The organism is Paenibacillus sp. BIC5C1, from assembly GCF_032399705.1.
Lineage (GTDB): Bacteria > Bacillota > Bacilli > Paenibacillales > Paenibacillaceae > Paenibacillus > Paenibacillus taichungensis_A.
In genome coordinates this window covers 4744415-4763081 of sequence record NZ_CP135922.1, presented here as the reverse complement: position 1 = coordinate 4763081, position 18667 = coordinate 4744415, and the positions used below count along the sequence as shown (strand labels likewise).

Here is an 18667-nt window from a genome sequence, read left to right as displayed (position 1 = left end):
GGAGGAAAGCATGCGTATGAATTCGATCGATAAGCTTTCATTGGAACAGCGGGTAGGACAGATGTTTATGTGTGGATTCCATGGACAGCATGCAGATGAACAGATCAATCAACTGATCCGTGATTATCATGTTGGAGGCGTCATTTATTTCAGGCGGAATGTGGCAAGCATAGACCAGTTAAAACAACTGTCTTCCGAATTGCAATCGATCGCGGCTGAAGCCGGAGATTTACCTCTGATGATCTCCGTGGATCAGGAGGGCGGGATGGTGGCCCGGATTGACAAAGAGGGAGTGACCCAGGTACCTGGAAACATGGCGCTGGGAGCGACGGGGAATCCAGACTATACCCTTGAATGCGCACAAATTCTAGGTCATGAATTAAAAAACATCGGTATTGATATGAACCTCGCTCCAGTGTTGGATGTGAATAACAACGTTCTTAACCCGGTCATCGGCGTGCGCTCCTATGGCGAGAATGCGGAGAGCGTAGCAGCTCATGGTGCAGCAGCCATCAAAGGGTATCAATCCCGAGGCGTTGCTGCGACAGCCAAACATTTTCCCGGACATGGAGATACAGCGGTGGATTCTCATCTGGGGATGGTCACTGTACCTCATGATCGTAACAGACTGGATCAGGTGGAGCTGTTGCCTTTCCATCGCGCTATCGAGGCCGGAGTGGATGCTATTATGACAGCTCACGTTATCTTCCCGGCAATTGAACCGGAGCCGATTCCAGCTACATTGTCCCGTAAAGTATTGACGGGGCTGTTACGCGAAGAAATGGGCTTTGATGGCATTATTATTACTGACTGTCTGGAAATGCATGCGATATCCAAGCCATATGGTGTGGCCGAGGCAGCCATTCGTGCCGTGGAGGCAGGTGCCGATCTAATTCTGGTCAGTCACACACTGCAAGATCAAATTTCGGCTGTGGAAGCTGTTGTGGAAGCTGTTCGTACTGGACGAGTGGATGAAGCCACCATTAACCAGGCACTGGAACGTATTATTTCATGGAAGACAGCGCGTTGTGGTCATTGGAAGCATACGTTTGTCTCTATGGAAGAGAATGATGCTATATCAGATGGATCTGATGAGGATGGGATCACGTTCTCAACAAAAGAGAAAGATGAATCATCAAGGTCGCTGGCCTCCATCGAATCCAGATTGGATGAGATTGCTTCCAATAGCATTACTGTAGTTCAGAGTGATGGATTGCTTCCCTTAAACCCTGAGAAGAATGTGTATGTCATCTGGCCCGAGGTTGTGCAGCGGACAGAAGTGGATGAACCATGGTCTCATACAGATTCACTTGGCGTGGCGTTATCGCAGCTGAGAGGCGGAGTTCGGGAGCACAAAATAACGACACAGCCCACTTATGATGAAGCGGATCAGATACTGAAAGATGTGTCGGATGAAGATCAAATCATCGTATGTACTTACACTTCCGCAGGCCATCTTCCGAAAGGACAACATCATTTGGTTCAAAAACTTAGTGAGAAGCATTCCTTGATTGTAGTCGCTCTGCGTAATCCATATGATCTATTGGAGATTCCGACGCCGGGAAGTTATGTATGTACGTACGAGAACACTCCTGCAGTGGTTCGCGCATTGTCCCTCGTCTTAACAGGTGAATTGAAGCCAACAGGACGCTTGCCCGTCAGTTTACGTTAGCATATTCGTAAACTCTATATTCTCTATATCTCTCTGTGGCATGGTGCTTATTCAACCATGCTTTGGAGAGATTTTTTTATTGGGATTTGTGACAGGCAGCAATACAGAATTCGTTTTGAGTCGAAGGTGTAATAGATAACTATTTTCATAGTATTTTCGCTCTATTAAATGTTTACAATTCTTATCAAATATTTTTAGCAACTTTTCCCGGTACTAAGCGTCTAATAGTATGACTTTTTGAGGGGGATATTTATAAAATGGGAGCAGAAGGAGCCAAAGACAAAGAATGAATTTGAAGAAGAAATTATCCATACTTACCACTTTAGCTGTATTCCAAGCGTTTGCAGCGATTCCAGCGAATGCACTAGCAGCCGATCAAAGTGATACAACAACAACAAATACAGCCAATGTTAAATCCGTGGAGGTTGTGAAGAAAGAACAAACAATCTCGGAATCGGATGTAAAGTCTGGGTCAGATACAAAACAGCCTGATAACAATGATAACAATGCAGTCGAAGGAACAAACCCGGTGACGAATGAACCTACCGGTACAGATGTTACTCCGATTGACCCTGTTACAGACCCTGCTGATGAAGAGGATGCGGGAGAGGAAACAACAGTTCCAACAGCTCCAGTTGAGGTAGAGCAACCATCCACAAGTGGTCAATCTGTAGCCGGAAGTAAAGGCGGAGATCTGACACTTTATATGAACAGCAACAAAATGGTGCAAGACGGCAAAACATATCTTGCCGGACAGCCGATGGCTGTTAAAAATGGAGTATCTTATGTAGCGATCCGCGCACTGGTTGATCGGGTTGGTTATGAAGTGAAATATGACAATACAACCAAAGAAACCATTATTATTAGTGGCGAAGATGAGCTTCGCTTCAAAACAAATAGTAGCATTTACACTGTTAACGGTGAATCCAGAACGATGAAAGGCCCTGCCTATCAACAAAAAAATACGTTCATGGTGCCACTGACGTCGATTACTCAGGCACTCAATATTACTTATAAAGTTAATCAATCTGCCAAGACTGTTGTACTGAACCTGAATACAAAACCGGTAGCCAGCTTCACCGTACCAAAAGAGATTTTTGTAGGAGATACGGTGACCTACAACACTAAATCCAGCTCTCCAAAGGGATTGGACATCGTAGACGAGCGCTGGACTGGCCGTCAGGATTCGTTTGACCAACCAGGAACATATACGGTAACGTATGCTGTCCAGGATTCAAGCGGACAATGGAGTGATCCGTACTCTGTTACGATTCAGGTCCAAAAACCGAATCTTCCCCCTGTAGCGATGTTTACGACAGACAAGGAAGAGTACAAAATGGGTGAAAAGATCACTTATATTGATCAAAGCACCGATGATGAAAACGCTATTGTGAAAACCGAATGGGAAAACAATGCTCTGGCATTCTTTGTTCCGGGACCAAAGACAGTAACAATTACCGTTACGGACAAACATGGTGCTAGTAACAGCTATACCAAGAATGTCAATATCACAAATGAAACACTGTATACTATCTCTGATTTTAATCAGTTGTTCACGCCGGTAGGTGATAAGTTCAGCTTCAACGGCAGTGAAGTTCCTGCCATGGAGAAAGTTCCGTACACTTATTACGATGAGCAAAGTGTACTGATTCGTAGTAACAGCCCAGAAACCGTTAATTCGGAAGGGATTGTGTACAAAGAGTCTTCAATCGGTCAGACCCGTTTCATGATTCACCATGTAAATAACACCGGTAAAAATGTGAAAATGTACGTTGTTGCTACGAATAATAATATGTACGCAGCAACACTAGAGCAGCAAAATATGGGCTTCGCGGGTCCTTCGCCATTCGCAACAGTAGCCGGAAGGTTATCGATTGAGCGTTGGTTCCAGTCCATGCAAGATGGCACTGGAAAATTGAATGTTGTGTTGCAGCCAGGAGAGAGCAAATTGATTCTTACTGAACTCAATGCTCTTCCTATGAAGCAAGGGCAAGTAATTTCACTTTATTCTGATGTTTTCAGCGACTACAGGCTGGATTATAACATTATCATGATCGAAGAAAATAAAGATCCGATGGCTGTATGGTCCACACTGCCTGTTCTGGATCGTGATGGTGTGCACAACCGTGGTACGTATCCGAATGCAACACGTGTCATTACGTATGACCAAGAAGTAGGTTCGAAGCCCGCTCGTCTGCCGCTCGGGGATAATGCAAGTGACCCGAACCTGGTCGGCACAGACCCTATGGCCTATACGGAAGCTTCTAACGCAGGTAACTTCGGCGTACTTTACAAAATCACACTGAACAATGTGGCTCCGCGCACGCTGATCTCATTCAACCCTCGTGGTGGTAGATACTCGGGTGTAGCACTCGTTAATGGTCAGGTTGTGCAGATTTCGAATGGCAGCAAATCCTTAAGTGCACCAAATGAACAAAGTGTACTCTATCGTACAGGTTCGTATGGCGAAGCTGTAACGATTGTGTTCTCGGCTGCACCAGGAAGCAACCTTCCTGTCAACTTGCTGTTCACACCGCTTCCGACAGAGAAGTAATTGTTTCACCTTTTACCAGGAACGGACGGTTTGGAGTGAAAGCTTATATGCTATATATCCTGTCACCCCAAAAGTCGCCCGAAGGATTAAACATCTGAACCGTCAGGAAAGGACTCCATGTTCATGGGGTCCTTTTTAATTGTGACTGAAGCGACGACGGGCCCAGGTTCGTTCGTTGACTATGAACTTCATTTAAGGCATTATTAGTAGTATATAAATCAAGCATAATTATCAGCATTTGCATAAATTGATTCCACAGGTTAACGGGTACATTACCTAGACGAATAAAACCATTTCGTTCTAAGTATCGCTGTAATGGAACTCGCTCTTTGGGAGTTATGCATAATGCTCGAATGACAGGAGGTGCTTTAGATCATGCTGTCGACAGAACAGATTATTACTACCATGTCCTCGCAGGGGCTCCGCATTACGGATCAGCGGAAGACACTGGCCCGGTTATTTGCTGAATCCCCTGGGTATTTGACACCCAAGGACGTCTATGAATATATGGGTAAAACTTACAGCGGACTGAGTTTTGACACGGTGTACCGGAATTTGCGTGTCATGCAAGAATTGGGTGTGCTGGAGCAGGTCATCTTTGAAGATGGGGTGAAGTTCAGAGCACATTGCAGCGAGGATCACCATCACCACCATATGATCTGTCTGAAATGCCAAAAGACATATCCAATCGTTTTTTGCCCAATGCAGCTCGCAGATGCGCCTGAGCAATTTCAGGTTGTTGATCATAAATTTGAAGTTTTCGGGTACTGTAAGGACTGTGCTGACCATATGCCGGCCAAAGTGTCATCTGGTCATCAGCACACTCACGGGAAGCACTGACGATGAAGTTATCCCGCAGACTGGTTCAGGCTCCCATTCGGGTGTATCGCAGCTATATCTCTCCTTTGAAGCCGCCGACATGTCGTTTCTATCCCACTTGCTCGGCTTACGCGATGGAGGCGGTTGAGGTGCACGGTGCGTTCAAAGGATCATTGCTTGCGGCAAAGCGTATTGCGAAATGCCATCCGTTTCATCCAGGTGGAGTGGATCTGGTGCCGCCGAAGGCTGAAAAGACTGTGATGGTATCGGATTAACAATTCAATGGTCATTTTTGCCGGATTGAGTTGATTTAAGATTGCTGTCCACTTGACAAAGGAGGCAGTATTTCAGTATATTTTTGGTATGTACAGCTGTTCAAAAAGTTTGGTTTTCAGTACCAAGAAGAGGGGATGAAGCTAGAAATGGAGTAGCGGAGCGTAGGGAAACTACGTGAGTAACGGACATTTCGGCTGAATTTCATATTCGATGCTGATGATGCCACTAGGCATCATTCGTAATCAAAATTGGACTTTTTGAATAACTTCTATATGATTTCCAGTGAAGGGATAAGTACAGACACACCCCCAGTGCAGAGAGCCGGATGAGCTGAGAACCGGTCTGGGAGGAGGATGGAAAATGGTCCCGGAGGAACCTCTTTCGAGCGTGCAGACGTTGATTAGTACGGCTGTCGTAAGGCTGAGGCGTGATCCAGCGTTAATGGGCGGTCGAAGGACCGGCAGAGCCTGTGGTTTGCAAAAAGCACGGGGAATTTGGGTGGTAACACGTGAGAGCAACTCTCGTCCCATATAGGGACGGGAGTTTTTTGTGTTCTTTTTTAGGCAAATGTAATGAAAAAGCACGACCATATGAAGGAGGAGAAGTCATCTATGGCTGATCAAAAAACATTTTATCTGACAACACCGATTTATTATCCGAGTGACAAGCTGCATATCGGGCACGCCTACACGACTGTAGCGGGTGACGCCATGGTTCGTTACAAACGTCTGCGCGGCTATGCAGTTCGTTATTTAACAGGAACCGATGAACACGGACAGAAGATTGAACGCAAGGCACAGGAGAAAGGACAGTCACCGCAGGCTTTTGTAGACGACATCGTTGTGGGCATCAAGGAACTGTGGAACAAACTGGACATTTCCAATGACGACTTCATTCGTACGACGGAAGAACGCCACAAAACAGTGGTTCAGGATATCTTTGACCGTTTGTTGAAACAAGGGGATATCTACAAAGGTGAGTACGAAGGTTGGTATAGTATCCCGGATGAGACCTATTACACGGAAACCCAGCTGGTTGATGTGGAGAAGAATGACAATGGTGAAATTATTTCGGCCAAAAGTCCGGATAGCGGACATCCGGTGGAGCTGGTAAAAGAAGAATCTTACTTCTTCCGGATGAGCAAGTATGCTGATCGTTTGCTGAAATATTATGAAGAGAATCCAGGCTTTATTCAGCCGGAGTCCCGTAAAAATGAAATGATCAACAACTTCATCAAGCCGGGTTTGGAAGACTTGGCTGTATCCCGGACAACTTTTGAATGGGGTGTCAAAGTTAAAGGTGATCCGAAACACGTTGTATACGTATGGATTGATGCGTTGTCCAACTATATTACGGCTCTAGGCTATGGATCATCCGACGAATCGCTGTACAACAAATTCTGGCCAGCAGATGTACATCTGGTAGGGAAAGAAATTGTTCGATTCCATACGATTTACTGGCCGATTATGCTGATGGCGTTGGACCTACCTTTACCGAAGAAAGTATTCGCTCACGGTTGGCTGTTGATGAAAGACGGCAAAATGTCCAAATCAAAGGGCAATGTCGTTGACCCGGTAACCTTGATTGACCGTTATGGTCTGGATGCACTGCGTTATTACCTGCTGCGTGAAGTTCCATTTGGTTCAGATGGTACATTTACTCCAGAAAGCTTTGTAGAACGTGTAAACTCCGATCTGGCCAATGACCTTGGAAACCTGTTGAACCGTACGGTAGCCATGGTGGACAAATATTTCGAAGGCAAAGCGCCTGAATTTACTTCTGGTGTAACTGAATTTGATGCATCTCTTGAAGAAGCGGGTCTTGCTGCTGTGGAGAAAGTGGAGCAGGCTATGGAAAACCTGCAATTTTCCGTAGCACTAACAGCGATCAGTCAATTTGTTAGCCGCAGTAACAAATACATTGACGAGACTCAGCCTTGGGCTCTGGCTCGTGATGAAGCGAAACGCAATGAACTGGCATCGGTAATGTCGCATCTGATTGAAAGCTTGCGGATTGCTTCCATCCTCTTGCAACCGTTCTTGACACGTGCTCCGCGCAAAATCTGGGAACAACTCGGCATCCAGGAAGGTGAACTGACGGCTTGGGATTCAGCGAAGCAATGGGGCGTTATCCCGGCTGGAAACGCTTTGCAGAAGGGTGATCCAATCTTCCCGCGTCTGGACTCTGAACAGGAGATTGCATATATTGCTGAAGCGATGACTGGGGGCAAAAAAGCTGAAGTGCAGCCTGAGGCAGCTCAAGCTGATGCTGGAGGCTCTTCGGAAGCGGCTCAACCTGTCACAGCACCAGAAGGCAAAGAAGAGATCGGTATTGATGATTTCGCTAAAGTGGAACTTCGTGTCGCTCAAGTAATTGCCTGTGAACCAGTCAAGAAAGCCGATAAATTGCTGAAGTTGCAGCTGGATCTTGGCTATGAGCAACGTCAGGTTGTATCAGGAATCGCGAAGTTTTATTCACCTGAAGATATGGTTGGACGCAAAGTCATCTGTGTGACGAACCTCAAGCCTGTGAAATTGCGCGGTGAACTGTCCCAGGGCATGATCCTGGCAGCGTCTCATGGCGACCAGCTTACACTGGCAACAGTGCCTGATAATATGCCTAATGGTGCACAAGTGAAATAAGAATTTGACCCGTGCAACCAAGGATTTGATTTATATAGTTGTATAGAAGGTGGCTCGATGCGAATCGGGTCACTTTTTATTTTGGGATGAAATCGGATCTGATGCGAAGAAAACAAGCATATACTGTTATGAACTCCGTGCTCAAGGAAAGAATGAATAGGACAGAGCGGCTTGACAAGTTCGAGCAGGTTACCTATAATTCTTTCAGTAATGTTTACGATTAAGAGATGCGGAGTGAATACTAGTGAAACTTTATAATGGAAGAAATCTAGACCAGGTAAACCGGACTTTAGTGTCAGGTAGAAGAAGGCATATAAAATTGTTGCTCAGCGGTCTGCTTGTTCTTAGTTTGCTCATATTGTCAGCATGCGGTCAGAATAATTCGGAGAGTGCCAAGCTGGTGGAAGGCAAAGTGAACGTCATCACGAGTTTCTATCCTGTCTATGCGTTTACTTCGACTATTGGCGGAGAAGATGCAAATGTCATTAATTTGCTGCCAACTGGTGTTGAACCACATGACTGGACGCCGAAGAGCCAAGATATTGTGAATACATCCAAAGCCGAGTTGTTTCTATACAATGGTGCTGGTCTGGAAGGATGGGTCCCCAACTTCCTGAAGTCACTGAATAGTGATACCAAGGTGAAGTCAGTTGCAGTCAGTGAAGGGGTTACTCTATTGACTGCTGAAGGTGATGATGGACACGGTCATGGTGAAGAACAGGTGGATGAACATAGCGACAAACATGCAGATGAAGCTAATGCAGAGGACATCGCAGACCATCATGTGGACCCTCATACGTGGGTAAGTCCAAAATCGGCAATGGTAATGGCTGAGAATATTAAAAACAGCTTGGTTGAAGTAGACCCTGCACATAAAGAAGGATATGAACAACGTTATGAAGAGTTGCGGACCAAGTTGGAAACACTGGATCAACACTTTACGGATGAATTGTCCAACGTACCCAACAAGGAAATTGTCGTATCGCACCAAGCCTTTGGGTACCTTGCACGTGATTACGGGTTGACCCAGCATGCCATTATGGGACTTTCTCCAGATGCTGAGCCTACAGGCCAAGATATTGTGAAGTTGGCCAAGTTGGTGAAGGATGAAGGGATTAAATACATTTTCTTCGAAGAGCTGGTATCTGACAAACTGGCGAAAACTCTTGCCAATGAGGCGGGTGTAGAGACTATGGTCCTGAATCCGGTTGAAGGTTTAACCAAAGAACAGGCTGCCAACGGGGATGATTATTTCACCCTGATGGAGAAAAATTTGCAAAATCTGCTGATCGCATTAAAATAAGATAGACTGAAGGATTCGTTTGATCCTTATATATAATGAAGGGCGGCTTTGCCATGCAGCAAATCATGCCATTGTGTCATGATCCAATCATAGAGATCGAGAAACTATCATTTTCCTACGGTGACCAGCGAGTAATTGAAAATCTTGATTTTATGGTCCAGGAAAGGGATTTTGTCGGAATTATCGGTTCAAACGGGGCGGGCAAAACGACATTGCTGCGGATGTTGGTTGGACTTTTGCCTCCAGCTGAGGGAGATATCAAGCTATTCGGACAGTCGATCCGCCGATTCAAGGATTGGGAACGGATTGGTTATGTTCCGCAAAAAAATGCGTTTAACCCATTGTTTCCTGCGACGGTACGGGAAGTTGTGATGTCTGGCTTGTATAATAACAAGAATATGTTTCGCCGAATGTCTCGTAAATGTCAGCAGCAGTGCACAGATGCTATGCAGGTGATGCGGATTGAGGATTTGGCGAACAAACGGATCGGACAACTGTCCGGCGGACAGCAACAGCGTGTGTTTTTGGCACGGGCGCTTATTAATCATCCTGACCTGCTAATTCTGGATGAACCGACGGTGGGTATCGACGCCGAATCCCAGGCCAGCTTTTTCGAATTGATTACCCATATGCATGAACACCACCGGATGACATTCTTGATGGTATCACATGATATGGACCGGATGGAGAGTTATCTCGGTTCCAAAGCAGCAGTGACAAACGGAAAAATACATTTCCATGTCCGTCATTCCCATGAGGTGGAAGACTGCGCCGAGACTAATTTGCAGCATACCACCACCCAGGTACGTTAGACGCGAGTGCGCAACCAGATTAGAGCAAGGCCGAAGGAGTCGTGTGTGTTTTGGAAATTTTAATGAGTGATTTTTTTCAGCGGGCGTTGGCGGGGGGACTGCTAATCGGCATCACCGCACCATTAATCGGATTGTTCCTGGTGCTGCGCCGGTTATCCATGATTGGGGATACTTTGTCTCATGTAACTATCGCCGGGGTTGCACTTGGATTCCTGATTGAAGTGTATCCGATTGCGGTGGGGCTTATTTTTGCCGTGCTTGCGTCATTTGCAATAGAGAAACTGCGCAAGGCGTACAAAAGTTATGCCGAGTTATCGATCGCGATAATCATGTCCGGTGGGGTGGCGCTGGCTTCATTGTTCTTCACGCTGGGCAAAGGTTATAATACAGATGTTATGAGTTACCTGTTCGGCAGTATTTATACACTAGACTCCACGGATTTGAAGCTGGTCGGTGTGGTCACGCTAATCGTGGTCATCGTTGTAGCACTGTTACATAAGGAGTTTTTCCTGCTCAGCTTTGAAGAGGATGCCGCGGCGGTTACCGGATTGCCCGTGAAACTGCTTAACATGTTGATTACCGTGATGACAGCCCTTGTCATTAGTACGGCGATCAAAATCGTGGGTGCATTGCTGGTATCTGCACTGCTGACCATTCCGGTAGCTGTAAGCCTGCTGATGGCACGAAGTTTCAAATCGGCGATTATATTGTCCGTGGTCATTGGCGAAATTGCTGTGGTCATCGGACTGGTTGTGGCCGGGATCTGGAACCTTGCACCAGGAGCAACAATTGTACTTTTGCTTATTATGATGCTGATTCTTACGATGATTGGAAAAAAAGGGTTCCGAGCCTGAGTTTGAACGTGAGCAAGTGAGCCCCCAGGGAAGGGAGACATCCGCTTCATGCCTGATGTTAATGTGTGGCTGGCTTTTGTAGCAGGATTAGCTTCGTTTATATCGCCATGCTGTCTTCCGCTGTATCCATCGTATCTTTCATACATTACGGGGATGACGGTACAACGGTTGAAGGATGAGCGTAATCAGCGTGAAGTTCGCTTCAAGACATTGACTCATACGCTGGCGTTTATTTTGGGCTTCTCGGCTGTGTTTTATTCGCTCGGACTGGGAGCTGGATTGTTTGGCCAATTTTTCAATGATAACCGTGATCTCATTCGTCAATTATCTGCGATCTTGATTATGTTAATGGGTTTATTCCTGCTTGGTTTGTTCAAACCTCAGTTTCTGATGAAAGAGCGCAAGATAGATATGAAATGGAAACCAGCGGGGTACTTAGGCTCATTTATTTTTGGCATTGGTTTCTCGGCAGGCTGGTCGCCTTGTATTGGACCGATTTTGACTGCAATCATCGCGATGGCTGCGAGCGAACCGACAACCTGGTTGGCTTTAATTACGGGTTATACGGCCGGATTTGCGTTACCGTTCTTCATTCTGGCCTTTTTCATCGGTTCTACACGCTGGATCTTGCGTTATTCCAATATCATGATGAAAGCCGGAGGCGCATTAATGTTGTTCCTCGGTGTGCTGTTATTCACAGATCAGATGACGAAAATTACGATCTGGCTACAGCAAATTACACCAGACTGGATGATTATCTAGCGCATCAACAAGGTTTTTTGCTTTACTCCACGGTTATTCTAAATAAGAACAAAGCAGGCTACATGAAAACCAGAATAATTCTGGGCTCATGTAACCTGCTTTTTTAATCAATGGCTGTTGTTAAAGCTGCCAGTGCTGGATCTACGCTTAGGTGAAGTAATCAATGTTGGCCAGTGGGAAATGCTCAAAAATGCGCTCGGTAATAAATTCCCGCAGGGCATCCTGCTGATCATCTTTATACACATATTTGTACTGGCCCCAGCGGCCCCATTTCATTTTCCGCTTTTCGATATCCATCTCCAGCTTGGTTTTGGGGTATCGCTTCTCAATGGTGGCTTTTGCCGTTTTGGTAAAACGGTGCTGGATCATCTCAAAGGTTAGATCCTTGGTTGCTTCTTCGGGAAGTGTATCGGCAAGCTTTTGTAAAAGCTCACTATATCCTTCTTCCCATCCGTCGTACCACATAATTGGGGCAATAATGAATCCGAGCGGATATCCGGCATGAGCTATTTTGCCTGCGGCTTCAATACGCTCATTAAACCTTGAGGTGGCTGGCTCAAAATTTTTGATCACATAATCGGAATTCACACTAAATCGGATACGAGTGTGTCCGTTATGTTTGATGTTTAATAAAGGATCTACATGATGATATTTGGTAACAAAGCGAAGTCGTCCGTGCTCCTCTTCCGCCATAAAACGAATTAGGTCACCGAGATTTCCTGTAATATGCTCCAGACCTACAGGATCTGATGTACATGCTGCTTCAAAACGGGTAAGTTCAGGTGCACGTTCCTCAATGTATCCCTTAGCAGCCTCGATGATCTCTTCGGTGTTTACATAGACACGGACATAGGGCTTGGCCCCAAGTGTTGTCTGAAGATAACAATAATGACAGTGGCCCATACAGCCTGTGGAGATGGGAATGGCATATTCGGCTGAGGGCTTCGATTGGTCAAACTTGAGTGTTTTACGCACGCCGACGACAAGAGTACGCTTCGCCATTCGGTACTTTTCCTGTTCCGTTTCACCAGGGAGATTGGTAATTCGATTATGGGATGTCGTCATCTGATATGGGATATCCCTAGAGGTAACCCATTCCATAATCCGTTTACCTTTCTCATATTCCAGCGCGCCGGGTTCAAAATACACCAAATCGGGAATAAAGGGTTTAGTGCCTTTTGCTTTGCGAACGGGTGGTTGCGCTACACTTGTACTCACGAAATCACTCCTTTCAATACGGAACCTTGCTTAGTTTGCCTCGTTTAGAGATAAGTCACCCTTGCCAATACTTGCGTAAAGGTGAGGAATTTAAGCGACGAGGAGTGTTATATGGACTGTAAATAGTGAATGAATTGTGCAGGACTTGCCAATGCGTATTGATAACATGTATCATTATAAGATAGTGATCAGGCAAGAATATTGTCGGTCAGAGAGAAGAGAGGGAAGCAGATGCCAACGCCCAGTATGGAAGATTATTTGGAGCGTATATACAAATTAATTGATGAAAAGGGCTATGCTCGTGTGTCTGATATAGCTGAAGGTTTGGAAGTACATCCTTCATCGGTGACGAAGATGATCCAAAAGCTGGACAAAGACGAGTACCTGATCTATGAGAAGTACCGCGGGCTGGTGCTTACGCCAAAAGGCAAAAAGATGGGCAAACGGTTGATGGAGCGCCATCATCTGCTTGAACAATTTTTGACGACGATTGGTGTTCAGGAAGAAAACATTTACCAGGATGTTGAAGGGATTGAACACCATTTGAGCTGGGATTCCATTACCTGCATTGAATCTTTGGTTGAATATTTCCGCCAGGATGAGACTCGACTGCGTGATCTTAAAAGTATTCAGGATGTCATGAGCAATACAGAATCTTAATTTTTTAAAGCCAGACTTAACTGAAAAAATTACAATGAATACCCATTCAAAATCAGAGGATGCACCTGCCGCTAAAACGGTAGGCAGCATCCTTTTGCATTTTTCTGACCAAAATTTGGCGATAATTCGCAACTTAACAATCATTAGGAGCGTCTATTAAACTAGCAGAATTTGCCGCGAATTTATAATTATTTTGGAGGATTGCACTGATGAAGCTTCGTAACGGATTAATCCTGCTGCTCATTTTTGTTCTGGGTTTACAAACCTCAGGACTGACGGCGCAGGCAGCTAGTCAAAAGGAAATTGTGATTTATTTGGATGGTCAGCGTTTGGAGTCGGATGTGTCACCTTACATTTTGCCCAAAGTAAATGTAACGATGGTTCCACTGCGCGTCATTAGCGAAGGGCTGGGTGCATCTGTGCTCTGGTCACAGGCTACCCGCACGGTTACGATCAAGAAATCCGATTCAGTCATTACGATGACGAGTGGACGCCAGCAGGCAACGGTGGACAGTAGCGTGGTTGATCTTGATGCGTCGGTAGAACTGAAGCAAGGTCGTGTCATGGTACCGATTCGATTTGTCAGTGAGAACTTGGGAATTCAGGTCACCTGGAACCAGTCTGAGCAGACGATTAATCTGGACACAGGCAATGCTCCCAATCCTACACCAGTGACACCAGCAGAGCCTGGAGGGACGGGAACTACGCCAAATACAGATGAGATGCGAGGAGCCTGGATTTCGACTGTAAATGGAGACTGGCCTTCTTCTAGTGCCAAAGGAAATGTAGAAAAACAAAAGTTGGAGTTCATTCAGCAGCTTGATACGTTGAAGGATATGGGGATCAATGCCGTATTTGTTCAAGTGCGAGCCAATGGGGATGCGATCTATCCATCAGGTCTTGTACCGTGGAATAGTGTGCTAACAGGTACACAGGGGAAAGATCCTGGGTATGATCCACTTGCATTTATGATCGAAGAAGCACACAAACGTGGCCTTGAGTTCCATGCCTGGTTCAACCCGTTCCGGGCTACTAATTCGGCAACGACAACCGGGCTTGCAGCCAATCATGTATCCAAGCTTCATCCGGACTGGATTGTTAACGCATCAGGCAAACTGTATATTAATCCAGGCATTCCGGAAGCAAGACAGCATATTATTGATTCCATCATGGAAGTGGTTAATCAGTATGATGTTGATGGCGTACATTTGGATGACTACTTCTATCCTTCCAATGTAACGTTTAATGATGATGCGGCTTTCAAAGCATACAACACATTGAATACGAGTGACCGTGCCGAATGGCGCCGGGACAATATCAATCAATTCGTCAAGCAGCTTGGAGAGAGCATCCACAAGGTGAAAGCTGGCGTAGAATATGGCATTAGCCCATTTGGTGTATGGCGTAACAAATCGGTTGATATGACAGGTTCTGATACAAAGGCCGGAGTAACTGCTTATGACAGCATGAATGCAGATGTACGGACATGGATCAAGCAGGAGTGGATTGACTATGTTGCACCCCAAGTGTACTGGAGCATGACACTAAGTGCAGCACGATATGACAAGGTGGTTGACTGGTGGGCCAATGAAGTGGCAAATACCGATGTGAAATTGTATATTGGTCACTCTCCTTATAAGCTGGGCACACCGGAAATCGGGTGGCAGACATCCCAGGAGATCATTGATCAGCTTATATATAATGAGAAATATGATACGGTGAAAGGGGATATTTTCTTCAGTTCACAATACCTGACGAAAAATCCGCTTGGACTGATTACCAAATTAAAAGCCTATTATGGACTGTAAAACAATTTAACGTAATATGACCAACCCCTGTTCTCATACAGTTGCAGTAGTAGCATGGACTGCCTGGAGAACGGGGGTTTTATTGTGTTGATTAACGGAGTATTTGAAGGTGGCGGCGTAAAGGGGATTTCACTTGCTGGCGCTGTAAAGGGTGCGGAGGATCACGGTGTTGAGTTCAATCGCGTAGCGGGCACGTCATCGGGTTCTATCGTAGCTGCTTTGCTGGCGGCTGGCTATTCGGCGGAAGAGATGAAAGGCATTATCGAGAATACGCCGTTTGCTTCGTTGCTGCGACGTTCTCCCATATTTGATACCAAGTGGATCGGACCTGCCGCAAGGCTGTTTTTGAAGAAAGGTTTATATTCTGGGGAAGCTCTGGAAAGCTGGATTCGGGATATGCTGAAAAAAAAGGGGGTGCGGACGTTTGCTGATCTGCCTCCAGGTAAGTTGCTAATCATTGCATCTGATATTTCCAATGGTACCATTTTGGTGCTTCCAGACGATATTAAACGATTCGGAATTGATCCTTCGAAACTGGAAGTAGCCAAGGCCGTACGTATGAGCTGCAGTATCCCCTACTTCTTCGACCCGGTTGCCATTCGCAAATCCCCGATTCTATCCAAAGGTTTACGTTTTGCGGACCAGTTTGTTTACGTCGTGGATGGCGCATTACTCAGCAATTTTCCGCTCTGGCTGTTTGATGGAGAGCGTACAGAACGTGGAGGAGACATCATCCCTGTAGTCGGTTTTAAGATGGTTGGCAAAACCGATGGAGAGCCAGCTAGAATCAGAGGACCTCTAAGCATGCTTCAGGCATTGGTCGAAACGATGCTTACTGCTCATGACGAGCGATATATCGAACAGGTTAATCGATTCCGTACTGTGAAAATTCCTACCCTTGGAATTAAACCTACGGAATTTCACCTTTCCATACAAGATAGCGCAGCTTTATATCAATCTGGTGTTACCGCTGGTACTGAATTTTTCAGTGGGTGGAATACCAAGATATATGGTGAACAGCTGGACAAACAGAAACGAGAGCTAAGAAAGAAACAAGCGGAGAACCCGCCGCTGACTCCTGTATAAAAATGAAAAAGCAATTCTCCGCATGTTTGGAGAACTGCTTTTCTGTGTGTTTCGTCTGTATTAGCGCTCTAATGATACTTGGGTACGTCTTCATCACTTTTACCCTTTTGTCCCTGAATGACTTGGAAAGGATAATCCTTGCGTTTTTTGGAAGAACCGCTACTTTTTCGGGCACCAGACTGTGCATTAACTTTAGCCATGGTTTTAGCCGATGGTTTGATCTTCGGTGATGATGTCTTGCGTGCCCAGCGGCGGGGCGGATATTTATAGAGCAGGAACACAACTCCGAACACGACGAGGGGGATGATAATTTGGGATATACCTCCACTTCCCAGCCTAGTCAAGATTCCAATAGCAGCGAGTGCGATGAACGTCCAAAATATGATTGCCTGCTTCTTCATATCATTCACCCTTTCACAGGATCAAGTGTTGCAACAGAAACTTCCGACGTGGCCGATACGTTTGCGAGTTTGGCATCCAATTCACGCATACGGTTAAACGAAGCGATGGATACTTCTACCTGTTCATTTGTTGGCTCTTTGGTTGTCAGCAATTGCAGCCACAGCCCCGGGTATCCGAGATAACGAAGTACAGGAATGTCACGTACCGAGTTGGTCATCTTCAACAATTCGAATGAAATACCGAGTACTACTGGCAACAACAGTAACCGCTGTCCCATACGTTCCCAGAGGTTGTCGTATGTGAAGAGCGAGTACAAAAATATGCCGATAATGACAGTCAACATAATAAAACTGCTTCCGCAACGATAATGCAGACGGCTATACTTCTGCACATTCTCTGGTGTAAGTTCTTCTCCGGCTTCATGAGCACTAATGACTTTATGTTCAGCACCATGGTATTGGAACAAACGTTTAATCATTGGTGTCTGAGAAATCAGCCACAGATAGGCAAGCAACAGAATCAGCTTAATTCCGCCTTCCAGTAAATTATGCAAAAACTGATTGTCGAATGCATTTTTGAACAGAAAATTCTCAATGACAACCGGCAACAATGTAAGCACAATTTTACCAAAGAGGAACGAAAGGATAGCTACTGCAGTAACGCCGATAATCATGCTAAGGCTCCAACCTGAGCCTTCTTTTTCTTTTTGCTTTGCTTTTTCTTCAGGTTCCAGTTCATCATCAGCATATGCGTCAGCAGAATAATTGAGATGTTTGCTTCCTTTGACGCTCGAATCTATAATGCTGACAATCCCGCGCAGTAGTGGAATCCGCCGCAATTTCATGACCCAGGACTTGTCTTGCTTGGGAACTTCCAGATACGTAATTTCGCCGTCTTTTCTTCGCACAGCTGTAACGTTGACATGTTTACCGCCAAACATTACGCCCTCAATGACAGCTTGCCCCCCGTAGCTGACAGGCTTGGATTGTTGAGGCAAATTATTCACCTTCCTATTCTGTTCTAGGCCTTCATGGTTGAAGGCAGTTTTATAACCCTATTGTATCGAATTTTGAGAGCAATTTCTAGTTTACGAGTCGATACAGGACCGATGTTGTTAACTTTGTCCTGATTTGTACATACTACCCGGTAGAGTTAGGACGAAAATGGAGATTTATTCACAGTTTTGCAAACTGAAGGTGAAGGAGAATATCGATGACAGAGCACACGAGTGAACACACATCCCATAAGGAAAATCAGCGTGCTGAAAAAGGAGAGCAGAAGGACCGGGGGAGACGTCCTACCCAGCGACAAGGCCAGGCACATTATTTCACCAAGCCGTTCCCTTTTGCAGTGGAGCTAGGTTTTTTCGCAGGTTTCATCTGGGGAGGTTTGCATTGGCTGTTCTATCTGCTTCATTTTACGATTGTGCCATTGGGATTTTTGGCTGAACCATTTTTCAAACACAACTTCATCTATACTGCAGCAGGGCATTTGACCGGATGGCTGTTTTTTATTGTCTTTTCCGTTCTCACCTCCCTGATTTACACGTTCACTTTGAAAAAATGGAAAGGTCCGCTTCCAGGCATGGGATACGGAATTTTTTGGTGGCTCATTATCTTTGTCCTGGTAGGTCCCAAACTGGATATGGTGAAGCCCTTAAACCGCTTAACCTGGGATTCAATCATTACAGAATTTTGTTTCTTTTTGTTATGGGGACTGTTTATCGGCTACACCGTAGCCATGGAGTTCACGGATGAACGGAAACGTGAGCCAGAGCAAGCGGGAGCATAGCCGCAAAA

16 protein-coding genes are annotated in these 18667 nt (G+C 45.6%); 13 read left to right on the top strand and 3 right to left on the bottom strand.

Translation table 11 applies throughout. The features are described from left to right. The first annotated feature begins 10 nt into the window (after positions 1-10). The 9 genes from nagZ to RS891_RS21195 all read left to right on the top strand — a co-directional run bounded on the left by nagZ (position 11) and on the right by RS891_RS21195 (position 11694). The gene (gene nagZ, locus RS891_RS21235; protein WP_397386856.1) at positions 11-1672 is read left to right on the top strand and encodes a beta-N-acetylhexosaminidase; all 1662 of its coding nucleotides are present in this window, start codon (positions 11-13) and stop codon (positions 1670-1672) included. Between the two features lie 286 nt (positions 1673-1958). Further along, a complete protein-coding gene (locus tag RS891_RS21230) occupies positions 1959-4226 on the top strand; it encodes a stalk domain-containing protein (protein WP_315793100.1) in 2268 nt (755 codons plus the stop codon). A 375-nt stretch (positions 4227-4601) separates the two neighbouring features. Continuing rightward, positions 4602-5066, top strand: coding sequence for a Fur family transcriptional regulator (locus RS891_RS21225; RefSeq protein ID WP_113053992.1), 465 nt, complete (start codon positions 4602-4604; stop codon positions 5064-5066). A gap of 2 nt (positions 5067-5068) precedes the next feature. Further along, entirely contained in the window at positions 5069-5320 is a 252-nt protein-coding gene (gene yidD / locus RS891_RS21220) for a membrane protein insertion efficiency factor YidD (protein WP_113053993.1), read from the top strand. A 591-nt stretch (positions 5321-5911) separates the two neighbouring features. After that, entirely contained in the window at positions 5912-7963 is a 2052-nt protein-coding gene (metG, locus tag RS891_RS21215; protein ID WP_397386966.1) for a methionine--tRNA ligase, read from the top strand. A gap of 319 nt (positions 7964-8282) precedes the next feature. Further along, positions 8283-9266, top strand: coding sequence for a metal ABC transporter solute-binding protein, Zn/Mn family (locus RS891_RS21210; protein ID WP_258530692.1), 984 nt, complete (start codon positions 8283-8285; stop codon positions 9264-9266). A gap of 53 nt (positions 9267-9319) precedes the next feature. Continuing rightward, a complete protein-coding gene (locus RS891_RS21205) occupies positions 9320-10078 on the top strand; it encodes a metal ABC transporter ATP-binding protein (RefSeq protein ID WP_076291860.1) in 759 nt (252 codons plus the stop codon). 50 nt (positions 10079-10128) lie between these two features. Then, the gene (locus RS891_RS21200) at positions 10129-10932 is read left to right on the top strand and encodes a metal ABC transporter permease (RefSeq protein ID WP_024631018.1); all 804 of its coding nucleotides are present in this window, start codon (positions 10129-10131) and stop codon (positions 10930-10932) included. A gap of 48 nt (positions 10933-10980) precedes the next feature. Then, positions 10981-11694: a cytochrome c biogenesis CcdA family protein gene (locus tag RS891_RS21195; protein ID WP_113053995.1), complete on the top strand. Its 714-nt coding sequence runs from the start codon at positions 10981-10983 to the stop codon at positions 11692-11694. A gap of 147 nt (positions 11695-11841) precedes the next feature. Here RS891_RS21195 and splB read toward each other — a convergent pair whose 3' ends face one another. Next, the gene (gene splB, locus RS891_RS21190; RefSeq protein ID WP_315793098.1) at positions 11842-12912 is read right to left on the bottom strand and encodes a spore photoproduct lyase; all 1071 of its coding nucleotides are present in this window, start codon (positions 12910-12912) and stop codon (positions 11842-11844) included. Positions 12913-13143: 231 nt separating this feature from the next. Between splB and mntR the strand changes: the two genes are divergently transcribed. The 3 genes from mntR to RS891_RS21175 all read left to right on the top strand — a co-directional run bounded on the left by mntR (position 13144) and on the right by RS891_RS21175 (position 16466). Continuing rightward, entirely contained in the window at positions 13144-13572 is a 429-nt protein-coding gene (mntR, locus tag RS891_RS21185; protein ID WP_076291863.1) for a transcriptional regulator MntR, read from the top strand. 209 nt (positions 13573-13781) lie between these two features. Next, positions 13782-15380: a family 10 glycosylhydrolase gene (locus tag RS891_RS21180; protein WP_113053996.1), complete on the top strand. Its 1599-nt coding sequence runs from the start codon at positions 13782-13784 to the stop codon at positions 15378-15380. 84 nt (positions 15381-15464) lie between these two features. Further along, positions 15465-16466 (top strand): patatin-like phospholipase family protein, encoded by a 1002-nt coding sequence (locus RS891_RS21175; RefSeq protein ID WP_315793097.1) that lies wholly within the window; start codon positions 15465-15467, stop codon positions 16464-16466. 68 nt (positions 16467-16534) lie between these two features. On the opposite strand, the gene RS891_RS21170 is transcribed toward RS891_RS21175, so the two are convergent. Next, positions 16535-16867: a hypothetical protein gene (locus tag RS891_RS21170; protein ID WP_113053998.1), complete on the bottom strand. Its 333-nt coding sequence runs from the start codon at positions 16865-16867 to the stop codon at positions 16535-16537. A gap of 5 nt (positions 16868-16872) precedes the next feature. Next, the gene (locus tag RS891_RS21165; RefSeq protein WP_315793096.1) at positions 16873-17865 is read right to left on the bottom strand and encodes a DUF1385 domain-containing protein; all 993 of its coding nucleotides are present in this window, start codon (positions 17863-17865) and stop codon (positions 16873-16875) included. A 215-nt stretch (positions 17866-18080) separates the two neighbouring features. Between RS891_RS21165 and RS891_RS21160 the strand changes: the two genes are divergently transcribed. Continuing rightward, positions 18081-18659 carry a YqhR family membrane protein gene (locus RS891_RS21160; protein ID WP_315793095.1) on the top strand — a complete coding sequence of 193 codons (579 nt, stop codon included), beginning with the start codon at positions 18081-18083 and terminating at the stop codon, positions 18657-18659. Positions 18660-18667 lie beyond the last annotated feature (8 nt).